Source organism: Microcystis sp. M015S2, assembly GCF_020245945.1.
Lineage (GTDB): Bacteria > Cyanobacteriota > Cyanobacteriia > Cyanobacteriales > Microcystaceae > Microcystis.
Window position 1 is genome coordinate 26943 of the sequence record NZ_JADBTX010000099.1, and the last position, 13255, is coordinate 40197.

The 13255-nt window shown below is 44.5% G+C and carries 13 protein-coding genes; 7 read left to right on the forward strand and 6 right to left on the reverse strand.

Annotation, left to right across the window (positions count from 1 at the left end):
• Positions 1-84 precede the first annotated feature (84 nt).
• Both IM473_RS17305 and IM473_RS17310 read right to left on the reverse strand, forming a co-directional pair.
• Positions 85-375 (reverse strand): nucleotidyltransferase family protein, encoded by a 291-nt coding sequence (locus tag IM473_RS17305; RefSeq protein WP_016517134.1) that lies wholly within the window; start codon positions 373-375, stop codon positions 85-87.
• Between the two features lie 23 nt (positions 376-398).
• Positions 399-692: a type I restriction enzyme HsdR N-terminal domain-containing protein gene (locus tag IM473_RS17310; protein WP_287657999.1), complete on the reverse strand. Its 294-nt coding sequence runs from the start codon at positions 690-692 to the stop codon at positions 399-401.
• A 659-nt stretch (positions 693-1351) separates the two neighbouring features.
• Here IM473_RS17310 and petC point away from each other — a divergent pair.
• The 4 genes from petC to IM473_RS17330 all read left to right on the forward strand — a co-directional run bounded on the left by petC (position 1352) and on the right by IM473_RS17330 (position 5941).
• Positions 1352-1891, forward strand: a complete 540-nt coding sequence (petC, locus tag IM473_RS17315) for a cytochrome b6-f complex iron-sulfur subunit (protein WP_002789527.1) — start codon at positions 1352-1354, stop codon at positions 1889-1891.
• A 43-nt stretch (positions 1892-1934) separates the two neighbouring features.
• A complete protein-coding gene (gene petA / locus IM473_RS17320) occupies positions 1935-2921 on the forward strand; it encodes a cytochrome f (protein WP_287658000.1) in 987 nt (328 codons plus the stop codon).
• A 132-nt stretch (positions 2922-3053) separates the two neighbouring features.
• Positions 3054-4115, forward strand: a complete 1062-nt coding sequence (locus IM473_RS17325; RefSeq protein WP_002781460.1) for a mannose-1-phosphate guanylyltransferase — start codon at positions 3054-3056, stop codon at positions 4113-4115.
• A gap of 176 nt (positions 4116-4291) precedes the next feature.
• Positions 4292-5941, forward strand: coding sequence for an ABC1 kinase family protein (locus IM473_RS17330; RefSeq protein ID WP_287658001.1), 1650 nt, complete (start codon positions 4292-4294; stop codon positions 5939-5941).
• A 12-nt stretch (positions 5942-5953) separates the two neighbouring features.
• Here IM473_RS17330 and IM473_RS17335 read toward each other — a convergent pair whose 3' ends face one another.
• A complete protein-coding gene (locus IM473_RS17335; protein WP_016515072.1) occupies positions 5954-6361 on the reverse strand; it encodes a hypothetical protein in 408 nt (135 codons plus the stop codon).
• 387 nt (positions 6362-6748) lie between these two features.
• Between IM473_RS17335 and argJ the strand changes: the two genes are divergently transcribed.
• Complete coding sequence (argJ, locus tag IM473_RS17340; RefSeq protein WP_002759624.1) at positions 6749-7990, forward strand: bifunctional ornithine acetyltransferase/N-acetylglutamate synthase; 1242 nt, start codon at positions 6749-6751, stop codon at positions 7988-7990.
• Positions 7991-8256: 266 nt separating this feature from the next.
• Positions 8257-9681 carry a pentapeptide repeat-containing protein gene (locus IM473_RS17345; RefSeq protein ID WP_287658003.1) on the forward strand — a complete coding sequence of 475 codons (1425 nt, stop codon included), beginning with the start codon at positions 8257-8259 and terminating at the stop codon, positions 9679-9681.
• Positions 9682-9958: 277 nt separating this feature from the next.
• Here IM473_RS17345 and psbM read toward each other — a convergent pair whose 3' ends face one another.
• Both psbM and IM473_RS17355 read right to left on the reverse strand, forming a co-directional pair.
• The gene (gene psbM, locus IM473_RS17350; RefSeq protein WP_002745897.1) at positions 9959-10066 is read right to left on the reverse strand and encodes a photosystem II reaction center protein PsbM; all 108 of its coding nucleotides are present in this window, start codon (positions 10064-10066) and stop codon (positions 9959-9961) included.
• A gap of 220 nt (positions 10067-10286) precedes the next feature.
• Positions 10287-11405, reverse strand: coding sequence for a universal stress protein (locus IM473_RS17355; RefSeq protein ID WP_287658005.1), 1119 nt, complete (start codon positions 11403-11405; stop codon positions 10287-10289).
• A gap of 437 nt (positions 11406-11842) precedes the next feature.
• Between IM473_RS17355 and IM473_RS17360 the strand changes: the two genes are divergently transcribed.
• Positions 11843-12016 carry a hypothetical protein gene (locus tag IM473_RS17360; RefSeq protein ID WP_287658007.1) on the forward strand — a complete coding sequence of 58 codons (174 nt, stop codon included), beginning with the start codon at positions 11843-11845 and terminating at the stop codon, positions 12014-12016.
• A gap of 62 nt (positions 12017-12078) precedes the next feature.
• Here the strand turns inward: IM473_RS17360 and corA are convergent, their stop codons facing one another.
• On the reverse strand, positions 12079-13239 hold the full coding sequence (gene corA, locus IM473_RS17365; protein WP_287658009.1) for a magnesium/cobalt transporter CorA: 1161 nt from the start codon (positions 13237-13239) through the stop codon (positions 12079-12081).
• Between the last annotated feature and the right edge of the window lie 16 nt (positions 13240-13255).

Here is a 13255-nt window from a genome sequence, read left to right on the forward strand (position 1 = left end):
TCTTAGAGTAAAGGTGCGATCGCTTTTAAAAGTTCTGTTAATTTATTTTTCCATCAGTATAGCGCAAAATACGTCTGATAGCATTTACAATGAGGCATATATAATCTGTGCTGATTCTAAAATGTTTTTACATCTTAGCCAGTTATCACTCCGTTTGAGTGCTGCTTTCACAATTAAATCTACTTTTCGATCAAAAATTGCTTGCAGTTCATCGCGCATTTGTAGGGTTTCGGTTAAACCTCGTTTAGCAGTTGGGGAAAAGGTAATTAAAATATCAATATCGCTATCTGAACGGAAATCTTCGCGTAAAACTGAACCAAATAATGCCAACTCGGTGACTTGCCACTTTTGACAAAATCCTTTAATTTGTTCCATTGGTAGATTTATTTTTGTGTTGATCAGATTAGTTTTACTCCCAAGCTTTCTAGTCTGCCAAAATTAACACCATACTCCACCTGAATGCGACTGAGAGGATAATGTAAGCGATCGCTTAAAACCCTTAAATATAATTGTCTAATCGCTTCTTCTGGGGTAAGTTTAATCTCTTTTTTCCGTACTAAGCAAATTGTATAGGGAGCTTCCCCATTTTTCGTCTTTTTCAGCGTAATTGTCTGCTCTAATTGCTCAATTTCTGCTGGCGTAAACTGGGACAACTTATAACTTGAGTCTTTGAGAAGATCAGCTAATTTCATAGGTTAAAGATGATAGAGATAAATAAAGATTTTTATACCGAGCCTTGAAAGAAATCCCAGCCTTGACAAATTGAGTTAAGTAATCTACTGATGCGAGAATTTTCCCTGTACAAGCCGGTAGGCATGACTTGAAATCATTGTATTCTTGGCTAAGTAGCTGGTTATAATTATAATTAAAAATTGGTTTTAGGTTCGATCCCCCCTGCCCCCCTTGATAAGGGGGGTGCCGATAGGCGGGGGGATCCCCCCTGCCCCCCTTGATAAGGGGGGTGCCGATAGGCGGGGGGAGCCTCCCTTAATCCCCCCTTGATAAAGGGGATGTTTGATAATTTTTAACGCCTACCTACTTATTAACTTAAGTTAAAGGTAGATGGGGACTTAATTTTCCATTGGATCAAATTTTTTAAGATTCTTTCGATGTTCGCGGTTTCTCATCTCGGCAAAAGCGAGCAAACAGCGTTCGCCTTTGGCGCGGCTTTGCCGTTCGCATTTGGGGCAGCTTTGCCGTGGCAATTGTCCGTGACTCAATATCTGTAATAATCTAATACAGCCCTTGTAAACCTTCTTTAAGCTCTGGGTTTTCGTCTTGATCGAGATGCACAAAATCGCCCTTAGATGAGAATTAGTTTACAAAAATTTACATTTGGAGATAAGGAGCAATGAGTCAAGTTTCCGGTACAGATGTTCCCGATTTGGGTCGTCGTCAATTTATGAACCTGTTGACCTTTGGTACAATTACCGGAGTAGCAGCGGGCGCGTTGTATCCGATTGTTAAGTATTTTATTCCCCCCTCGGCCGGTGGTACGGGTGGCGGTGTCACCGCTAAAGATGCCCTAGGCAATGATGTGATTGTCAGTCAATTTCTGGGCAGCCATAACGCTGGCGATCGCACCTTAGCCCAAGGCTTAAAAGGCGACCCCACCTATTTAGTCGTCCAGGAAGACAAAACCCTGGCCAACTATGGAATTAACGCCGTCTGTACCCACTTAGGTTGTGTAGTGCCTTGGAATGCCAGTGAAGAAAAATTCATGTGTCCTTGCCACGGGTCCCAGTACAATGCCGAAGGAAAAGTAGTTCGCGGTCCAGCGCCTCTATCCTTAGCCCTCGCCCATGCCAACGTCACCGATAATGATAAAGTCGTCTTCTCCACTTGGACGGAAACCGACTTCCGCACCGGCGAAGAACCCTGGTGGTCCTAGATTATTCAATGTGACGAGATTTTGGAATTTTCAACCGATAGAGATGAGAACATTCAACTTTTTAAGCTTCCCGCAAGTCCACAGACAGGCCCTAATTAAAGCTGTCCTCGTGGCGATCGCTACCGTTTCCCTACTCCTAACCAGCGATGTCATTAACCCCCAATCTGCCCAAGCATATCCTTTTTGGGCGCAACAAACCGCCCCGGAAACCCCCAGAGAAGCAACCGGTCGGATTGTTTGCGCGAACTGCCATTTAGCCCAAAAACCCGCCGAAATTGAAATCCCCCACTCGGTATTACCCGATAGCGTCTTTGAAGCAGTAGTAAAAATCCCCTACGATCCCGCTAGTCAACAGGTGTTAGGAGACGGATCGAAGGGGGGTTTAAACGTCGGTGCAGTCTTAATGCTACCAGATGGTTTTAAAATCGCGCCCCCCGATCGCATTCCCGAAGAAATGCAGGAAAAACTCGGTGGAGTCTATTTCCAATCCTACAAAGAAGGTCAAGATAACGTGGTTATCGTCGGCCCCTTACCCGGCGATCAATACAAAGAAATCGTTTTCCCCGTCTTGGCCCCCGATCCGAGCCAAAATAAAGGTATTCACTTCGGCAAATATGCTGTGCATTTAGGGGCCAATCGCGGTCGCGGCCAAGTGTACCCCACCGGTGAACCTAGCAATAATAACGCCTTCAAAGCTTCTACCGCAGGTACAATTAGCCAGATCAGCAAAACCGAAGCCGGTGGTTATGAAGTGACCATCACTTCCGAAGCGGGCCCCGTGGTGGAAAATATCCCCGCAGGTCCTGAGTTAATCGTCTCGGAAGGTCAAGCGATCGAAGTGGGACAATTTTTAACCAGTAACCCCAATGTTGGCGGTTTTGGTCAAAAAGAGACGGAAGTTGTCCTACAAAATCCCGGCCGGATCAAAGGATTGGTTTTATTCCTCGGTGGCATTATGCTCTGCCAAATCCTCTTAGTTATTAAGAAAAAACAAGTGGAAACAGTACAAGCGGCCGAAATGAATTTCTAATCGCAATATTTCGGTTATTTTTGCTAGAAAGCGGGTTATTTGCCCGCTTTTTACTTTGGGTCGGAAAAACGCTCACCCCTCGCTGCCGTCTGATACAATCGGTTCAGCTTAACCGATAAGTGTCAATTTTTTATGAATCAGTCGCTTGTTCCAGTCATTCTCGCCGGTGGTAAAGGGGAACGTTTTTGGCCTCTCAGTCGTCTAGCGCGTCCGAAACAGTTTCTCTGTCTTGATGGTAGTGGTCGCAGTCTTTTACAAGCAACGGCCGATCGTCTATTATCTTTAGGGGCAGGTTGGGAAAATCTCTGGGTAATTACCGCTAGTGCGATCGCTGATGGGGTTCGGGAACAACTGCCCGATTTACCGGAGAGTAACCTATTAGTGGAACCGGTGGGCAAGGATACGGCCCCGGCTGTGACTTGGGCCACCTTAGAAGTGATAAAACGTTATGGTAAGGAAGTGGCGATCGGTTTTTTTCCTGCCGATCATTATATTGGTGATCAAGAGGCTTATATTAACACTTTAAAAGCGGCCGTAGAAGTGGCCGTCAGCCAAAAAGCGATCGTTACTTTAGGGATTAAACCCGATTATCCCTCCACTGGTTACGGTTATATCGAACAGGGAGAAAATCAAGGCGAATTTAATGGTTTACCCGTCTATAAAGTTAGTCGTTTTACGGAAAAACCCGATCGCACCACGGCCGAAAAATTCCTAGAAACGGGACTTTTTAGCTGGAATAGCGGAATGTTTATCTTTCAGGGACAAGTGGTTTTAGAGGAGCTAAAAACCCACGCTAATAATATTTTACAGCCTCTGATCGATCGGGGCATCGCTGCCTATGAGGATTTAGAGAAAAAAAGTATCGATTATGCTTTGATGGAAAAAACCCAACTCGCTTACGTTTTACCCGCTAATTTCGGTTGGGATGATCTGGGAGATTGGAATTCTCTGGAAAGATTACTAGAAGCAAAGGGCAAAAATATTGAACTGGCAAATCATGTCGGTTTGGATACGGAAGGCTCTATTATCTATGCTAGTGATGAGGAGGAAGTGATCGTTACTATTGGTTTAAAAGATCTGGTAATTGTTCGCGACGGGAAAGCGACTCTCGTTGTCCACAAAGATCGTACCCAAGATATTAAACAAGTTCTCAAGCAATTACAAACCGATCCCAAATTGGAGAAATTGTTATAGGATTGATATTAGTTACCAGCTTTTTCAGTAATCAGTGATCAGTAAACAGTAAACAGTAATCATTGAAAAGACAGTAGGAAACTTTTATTTAATACTGCTCACTTAAAACTCAAATCTGATCACTGGTAACTTCCCCACTGATAACTGATAACTGATCACTGATAACTGATAATACCGTGTTCTCACTCCCCCAAACCAGTCAAAGACAAAAAGAAATCCTTGAGATAGTTCTCGGCAACGGTTGGGACTATATGCGCGGGGTTTTAACCCTAGGAAAAACAGAAAATCCCCAGATCCCCACCCCAGAAGTTCTCAAAAAAATTCTCGTGGAATTGGGGCCTTTTTACGTCAAATTGGGACAGTTACTTAGTACCCGTCCCGATCTGCTACCCGCTAATTATATCGAGGCTTTAACTGCTCTACAAGCGCAAGTTCCTCCCGTTGCTTGGACAGATATAGAAATAGTCATCACCGAACAGTTAGCAAAACCGATCGAACAGGTATTTAAGTATATTAATCCCCAACCGATCGCCGCAGGCTCGATCGGGCAAATTCATCGGGCAACTTTATTATCTGGGGAGGAAGTAGCGATTAAAGTCTTGCGTCCGGGTATCGAAAAAATTGTCGCCCAAGATAGTGCCTTAATTAAGGGAATTGCTGATTTAGTTGCCCTAACAGAATTTGGTCAAAGTTATGACGTTGTTAACTTAGCAGAGGAGTTTATTAAAGCAGTTAATGCGGAATTAGATTTCACCCAAGAAGGTCATTATACTGACCAATTACGCTATAATTTAACCCAGAGTCGGTGGTCAGAACCCAAACAGTTAGTTATTCCTAAAATTTATTGGGACTTAACTAATTCCAAGCTATTAGTGTTAGAATGGTTAGAGGGAAAACAAATTTTAGAGGCCGATGTTTCTAGACCGCCAACTGAGCAAGCAATTTCCCAAAGAAAAAGTGAAATAACTAGAATTTTGTTTCGGTCATTTTTTCAACAAATTTATATTGATGGCTTCTTTCATGCCGATCCTCACCCGGGTAATATCTTCTATCTTGACGATGGTAGAGTAGCTTTAATTGACTGTGGTATGGTGGGCAGATTAGACCCACAAACTCAACAAATTTTAACAGAATTGTTATTAGCAATTGTTGACTTAGATGCGAAAAGATGCAGTCAACTAACTATTAAACTGTCCGAGTCAGTAGTCCCGATTACTTTAGTACAATTAGAGGTGGATTATGAGCGGATGTTGCGAAAATATTATAACCTCAATTTAAATCAAATTAACTTTAGTCAGGTGGTTTATGAACTTTTGCAAATTGCCCGTCGCAATAGAATTAAACTTCCGGGTAATTTAGGTTTATTCGCCAAAAGTCTCGCTAATTTAGAAGGAACTGCCCGAAAATTTAATCCTGATATTAATATCCTGGAAGAAGTCAAACCGCTATTAACTAATATTCTTGAACAACAGTTAATCGGTAGCACTCCCCTACAAACTGCCCTAAGAACAGTTTTAGACTTGAAATCTTTTTCCCTGAAATATCCCCGTCAAATTGAAGTTTTACTAGATGGTTTAACCTCGGAAACTTTAAATGTTAATCTGAAAATTCGCGACTTAGATAATCTCCGTCGCAGTTTAGATAATTCCGCCAATCGACTAGCTTTTAGTGTGATTATTGGCTCCTTAATTATCGGGGCCGCCATTGTCACAGCCAGCACCCAATCTCGGCAATTAACTATTATTAGTACCGTATTATTTGCTACAGCTAGTTTTATCGGTTTATGGTTAGTTGTCGGTATCCTGCGATCGGGGAGATTGCGCTAGAAATTATCGCCATTAAATTAAGATTTGTTGTTGTAAAAATTTCGCCCACCGACTGGCCAATTCAACTTCAGTAAAAGGAATTTTTTCAGGTGATCGCTCCTTAAAAATAAATTCTAGGAAAGGGGAACCCTGCGGGGGAAGAGCATCTAAATCCACCACTTGATTATTAACTAACAAACGGATTTCTTTGACCTCCTCTAGGGAAAAAGTTTGTAAATTAATCACTCCCTTACGAGTTGGTTTTCCCCAAGTGATAATTTTATCTTTTTGACCTAAGACAGAATATATATCATACTTAGCTCGCTCGAAGTTTTCCGCCCATTGTCGATAGATTTCCAGTTTTTGGTATTCATTCCAACCACTCCAAGCCAACCAAATAAACAGAATTAATAAAGGTGTCCACAATAACCCGCGTTCCATAAACTATCGCCCCAAAATCCTAGTCAATTAATCGTATTTTAGGCTAATTTGCCGCAAGAAATTATTAGCTAAGTAGGTAGGCGTTAAAAATTATCAGATGCCTCCCTTATTAAGGGGGATCCCCCCGCCTATCGTCACCCCCCTTATCAAGGGGGGCAGGGGGGATCGGCACCCCCTTATTAAGGGGGATCCCCCCGCCTATCGTCACCCCCCTTATCAAGGGGGGCAGGGGGGATCGAATTTAAAATCCATTTTTAATTTAATTATAACCAGCTACTTATCAGCTTTTTCCCCACTTCCCAACCCGAAACGGTCAAACCCTTTGCTAATTTTTGGCTTTTTACTTGCTATAATCGAGTGTCGAATTTGAGTAGGAGACGGGAGAAAATGGCCGATTGGCAGGAAATAGAGGGGGGGATCACGGCCCCAAAAGGATTTAAATCCGCAGGGATGGCCGCGGGCCTAAAACCGTCCGGTTTGCCCGATTTAGCCCTAATTGTCTCGGAAACAGAAGCGATCGCCGCTGGAGTCTTTACCACCAGTCAAGTGCGGGCCGCTTGCGTCGATTATTGCCGTCAACGCCTCCAAACTAAAGCCAGCGCCAGGGCGATTTTGTGTAATGCTGGCCAAGCAAACGCCGCCACGGGGGAAGCTGGATGGCAAGATGCTCTCGATAGTGCCGCCGCCTTGAGCCAAGTTTTAGGGATTCCCGCCGATGCAATTTTGCTGGCTTCTACAGGAGTGATCGGGCAACGGATTCGCATGGATGCGTTAACCGCCGCTTTACCGACCTTAGCAGGTTTATTGTCGGAAAATGGTGGCGAAAGCACGGCCCGGGCGATTATGACCACGGATCTAGTCCCCAAATCGATCGCCTTGCAAACCACTATCGATGGTCGTCCGGTCACAATTGGGGGAATTGCCAAGGGATCGGGGATGATTCACCCGAATATGGCGACGATGCTCTCCTTTATTACCTGTGATGCCGCAGTATCGACGGTTCTCTGGCAAAATATGTTAAGTCGGGCGGCTAATAAAAGTTTTAATCAGATTACGGTGGATGGGGACACCAGTACCAATGACAGTCTGATCGCCTTGGCTAACGGTCAATCGCGCACCACAGCGATCACAGAAATGGGCCGGGATGCCCAAAAGTTAGAGGCCATGTTAACGGAAGTTTGTCAATACCTGGCCAAAGCGATCGCCCGGGATGGGGAAGGGGCCACCTGTTTAATAGAAGTGCGGGTTTCGGGGGCGGCCGATGATCAGTCCGCTCGTCAGATTGCTCGCACCATTGCCGGTTCTTCCCTAGTAAAATCGGCGGTTTTCGGTCGAGATCCCAACTGGGGACGAATTGCGGCGGCGGCGGGCCGGGCCGGGGTTGTCTTCCATCAAGAAGACCTGCAAATCAAGTTAGGCGACTTCGTGATGATGGAAAATGGTCAACCTCTGGCGTTCGATCGAGCTAGTGCCAGTAATTACCTGAAAGCGGCAGCAAGCGGGGCTTATTTACGAGAAGATACCGTTTTAATGTCTATCTGTATCGGTAACGGTTCGGGAACAGGTACGGCCTGGGGTTGCGATCTTAGTTACGATTACGTCAAAATTAACGCCGAGTACACCACTTAAAGCGATCGATTCTCTAAACAGGCTCTCTTGTCCTTGCTGGATTGTATCCCAACAGCTTGATCAAAGGTTGACGTTAGGCTCTAGTCTATACTGGCAATCTCGATGATCGATCCTGTTGATCACACAGCATCGGAGAGAGCCGATTACTCGATTAACAGATAAACTTTAATGGTTGGATTTTACTCTCTTTCAACCAACCTCGAAAACAGTTTTGTCAGTCCCTCAGTCCCTTGGCAAAATCCATCTATTGGCGGGGAAAACGCTGCATGGTTCCGAAAAAATCACCACGAATTCCTTTAGAATTGCACCAGATCAAGGCTCACGAGTTTTATCAAAAACGGCTGGCATCGGGTAAAGAAGGCAATGAGATAGATGACTGGCAGCAAGCGAAAGAATATTTGAGCCAACATCCCAGAGCGATTCTTGCTTGGAATCTAAAGATGCCCTATCGCGGGGGAAAAAGGCTAATTAAAAGATTGTTGCTATCGCTCCAGTCTCTTGTCAGAGTTGCTTGGAAACTGCTAATCTTTCCCTTCTGGCTATTTCAGCAAATACCGGGGCTTTTTGCCCGTGAAGACAAAGACAGCCGCACCTTTGCCATTGAGGTGGTCAAAACGATTATTTCTGCCCTGGGATTAATTGCCACCCTTTTCGCAGGAATTGGGCTTATTGTCAATTATTTCAATTCTCAAGCGGAAATGCAACTGACTCAGCAACGTCTTATTACCGAGCGCTTCTCGAAAGCTGTCGAGCAAATCGGTAATACTAAAGAGGAGGTGGTAATTGGCGGCATTTATTCCCTAGAGCGAATTGCCAAAGATTCTCCCAAGGATCAATGGACAATTATGGAAGTGCTGATTTCTTACATTCGTAAAAATTCCCCCATTCCCTCGAATATTGAACAACTGGAGCCGGCGGCAAGACAGAAAGCCCTAGAAAAGCTTCCTTCCGTGAGTATTCCAGTTCAGGCCGCTTTAACGGTAATCGGCCGGCGTAAAGTTGAAAATGACCAGGCCGGGGATAATTTGGCTGGAACAACTGACTCTAATAAAATTAAAATTCTTGATTTAAGTGGGACAAATTTGAGGGGAGCCAACCTCGACGGAGCCAACCTCAACCGAGCCATCCTCGACGGAGCCAACCTCAAGGGAGCCTACCTCGACGGAGCCAACCTCTACGGAGCCAACCTCGACGGAGCCAACCTCTACGGAGCCAACCTCTACGGAGCCGACCTCATCGGAGCCGACCTCATCGGAGCCAACCTCAACCGAGCCAACCTCATCGGAGCCGACCTCATCGGAGCCGACCTCATCGGAGCCAACCTCAACCGAGCCAACCTCATCGGAGCCAACCTCATCGGAGCCAACCTCAACGGAGCCAACCTCAACGGAGCCAACCTCGACGGAGCCAACCTCTACGGAGCCAACCTCTACGGAGCCTACCTCAACGGAGCCAACCTCGACGGAGCCAACCTCGACGGAGCCAACCTCGACGGAGCCGTGGGTCTTAATCCAGAACAAATTAAATCGGCCTGCTTTTGGGAAAGAGCAATACACACACAGGCCAAGTGGGATTTTGATAAAGAATTATGGGTGGCTGCGGACCGGGAAGCCAATCAACGAGAAATCGACAAACTCAAAAGGGACAAAAACTCAGATCCGCCAAATCCGATCGATTGTACTACTAAATAGGGTCTGCGGCAAAAAGTACGGGCGAAGCATTCGGATAGAAAATCTCCGGTTTCACCGATAGGTTATACTAAATCCGCTGAGTATAGGCTACATATCAGGAGAGGCACTTCTGCAAGGGGAGTGACTGTTAAATTATGACAGATGTATTGGCAGCTGCGTGTAAGCATCCCACCGAAAAACTAATGCGCGGGGGGTTTGGGGGCGGCGCCACGCCCCCAACGGGGGGTTTGGGGGGTAGAACCCCCCAAAAGCTTGGATTGAGAGATAAAAAAGGAATTTAACCCTCGGTTTCCTCTCTGGTTTGGATAAACAGAATCAAGAGGAAAACGGTGGGGACTAGGACGAATAGGATACTAGCGATAAAGCCGAGATTATTTACCTGCATGAGTTAACTCCCTTAAGTGACAACGGATTTGCATTAAAGATTAACTCCTAGAATATCATCCCAGAGGGCGTTGCTGATTTGAGAGGGGAACTGGGAATTATGAATTATGAATTATGAATTATGAATTGGGAATTATGAATTATGAATTGGGAAGTGGGAGAAAGTCCCTACACCCCACACCCTACACCCTACACCCCACACCCTCTTTCAAGTCAGGTAGTCACCTTTTCACCCCCTTGGCTCGCGCGTTTTTAATTGGTACTTTTGGATCGGTGGCGATGATGTGAAGATCGATATTTTTCTGCCAGATCAGGCGAATGAGTTTTTGGGTGAAAGAACCTTTGATTAAATGCTTCCAGCGCGATTGAAGGCTCTCCCCGATCACAATCTGGGTGATTCGTTCCCGCTCGGCCACTTCTGCGATCGCTTCGGCCACCTGATAGCTTTTAATCCGTAAGAATTTGCCCTCGAATTCTCGACATAAACGTTCGCAGGTTTCGATATGTAAAGCCTCCTCTTTGGTGAGAAAGCGATCGGGTTTATCGACGAAAATCACGAAAAATTCCGCGTTCATATACCCCGCTATCCGCGCTCCCCGACGTAATAATCGTAAAGAGTTGGGATAGGTGGAAATACAGACTAATACCCGTTCGTGAACGGGACAGGATTGACCGATAAATTTTGTGGAATTACTCGCTTCTTCTTCTACTGTATCGGCCACTTCGCGCAAGGCCAGTTCCCGGAGGGCGATTAAATTGCGCCGTTGAAAGAAATTATTTAAAGATTGTTCGATCTTTTCGGGAGCGTAGATTTTTCCCGCTAATAATCTTTCTTCTAGGGTTTCGGCGGTAACATCTACCACGATCACTTCATCAGCTTCCTCCAAAATTCGATCGGGTATTCGCTCTCGCACCACCACCCCAGTGATTCGGGCAACCAGATCGTTTAAACTCTCAATATGCTGGATATTCACGGTCGAGTAAACATCGATTCCCTGAGATAAAATTATCTCCACGTCCTGAAAACGTTTCTCTCGCTCCGAACCTGGTGCATTCGTGTGGGCTAATTCATCGATCAGACACAGCTGCGGTGAGCGGGCGATAATCGCTTCTGTATCCATTTCCGAGAGAGTGACTCCCTCTTTCTCTAGGATTTTTCTCGGTACAATTTCCAATCCCTCGGCTTTTGCGGCGGTCTCTTTCCGGCCGTGGGTTTCGAGCAGTCCAATCACCACGTCGGTTCCCTGCTTTCTCAGGCTATGGCCCTCCTCCAGCATCTTATAGGTTTTCCCGACCCCCGGGGCCATCCCGATAAAAATTTTATGTCTTCCCCGTCGCACAATTGTCTCCTTTTTGGCAACTTCCCCTTACAGATTAAGATAATTCGATTTTCCTCTGTTTGGTTCATTTAATCCAGAAAATTATTGAGACCATTATTCAAAAAATTGCTGAAACTCCTCAAAATAATTAACGGTTAGTGCCAATTTCAGTAACTCGTCTAAAATCGATAATAAGGAAATTTTATCGACCGCTTGCTCAATTGACTTGGCGCGATTATGGGCAAATAAGCTCTTTTACCTAGTCATGGCGCTGACCCCTAGACGACTAGCAAGAAACTTCGCCGATATCATCTAACCCTGACATTAGCTAACTTTGTTAGATAAGAACTTTTTTAAGAATTATGGTCGGCCTATAATAGTAACTGTAGTCACCCCTATCCTTTAGGGATAATTCTTGGTGTTAGGGTTGATGTCCTTCAGCGCAAGCGAGATCGGTTATGAAAATTAGTGAACTAGAAAACTACTTGGCTCAAGTTAAGTCAGAGATTGGTGACATCGATATCGTCTATCAATGTCACAACCAGCACTATAGTTGGTTGGACAAAATTAGAAGCCATCAACTGAAAGTGTTAAAAAATACCGCAGACACTAAATTATTAATTTCTCTGTGATAGCCATTTTCTCTTGCTAGATGCCGGCAAGGTAATCCAGTCTGTCTAATCTGCTTAACAGTTTATCTTTTCTTCACTGTCGATAGGTTCTTAAACCAGCCGCGTCGCCAAAAGAAAATGATTAAACTGAAAGCAACGGTTAGCATCAATACCCAGACGAACACATAGCCCCAATACCATTCTAATTCGGGCATATTATAGGGGGATTTATCAGTATTAAAGTTCATACCATAAATACCGACAATGAAGGTGAGCGGGATAAAAATCGTCGAGATTACCGTTAAAGTTTTCATAATCTCGTTCATTTTATTACTCACGGAAGACAGGTAAAAATCCATTAAACCATTGGCAAATTCCCGGTAATTTTCGATAACATCAAGGATTTGTACTACATGGTCATAACAGTCTCTTAGATAGGGTTTAATGGTTGTATCGATGACAATATACTCATCGCGTAAAAGCGCATTGAGGGTGTCCCTTTGCGGCCAAATTGCTCGTCGCAGGGAGAGTAATTCCTGACGCAGTTGGTAAATTTTTGATAAAATTTGTTCCGTGGGACTAGCTAAAATTTCGTTTTCTAACTCCTCGATTCTTTCTCCGTAGGACTCTAAAACAGGAAAATAACCGTCAATAATGGCATCCCAAATCGAGTAGGCTAAATAACCCGATTTTTGCTGCCGGATGGAACCTTTATTTAAACGGATTCTTTCCCTAACTGCCTCTAAAGAATCGTATTGTCCTTCTTCCTGCACGGTTAAAACATAATTCTTCCCGACTATTAAACTGATTTGTTCTAGCAAAAAACCCTGATGATCGATCAGGATGGCCATTGGCACTATAATTAAAAGATAATTCTCGCATTCTTCCACTTTTGGTCTTTGGGGAATACTGACTATATCCTCAAGGGTTAAGGGATGTAAATGAAAAATTTCCCCCAACTCTTGCAGTTTATCCTCATTACCCAAACCGACGATATCAACCCAAGAGATGGAATCATCAGATAAATATTTAAGACAGTCTTGAGGTAAAAGATTATTAACTATAGTGGCTTGTTGAGAATTATAATTAATTAAAAATATCTCGGTAGCAACGGCATTTTCATCGATGGTGATTAACCCCGGCATCGTCCCGGGTTGATTATAGTGATAATCATAAAGGTGGGGTTTTGTCTGGGAGGATTTTCGCCCTTTTTTATACCTAGTTAATCTTTTGTTATTGCTCATAGTTGAGATCGATCGC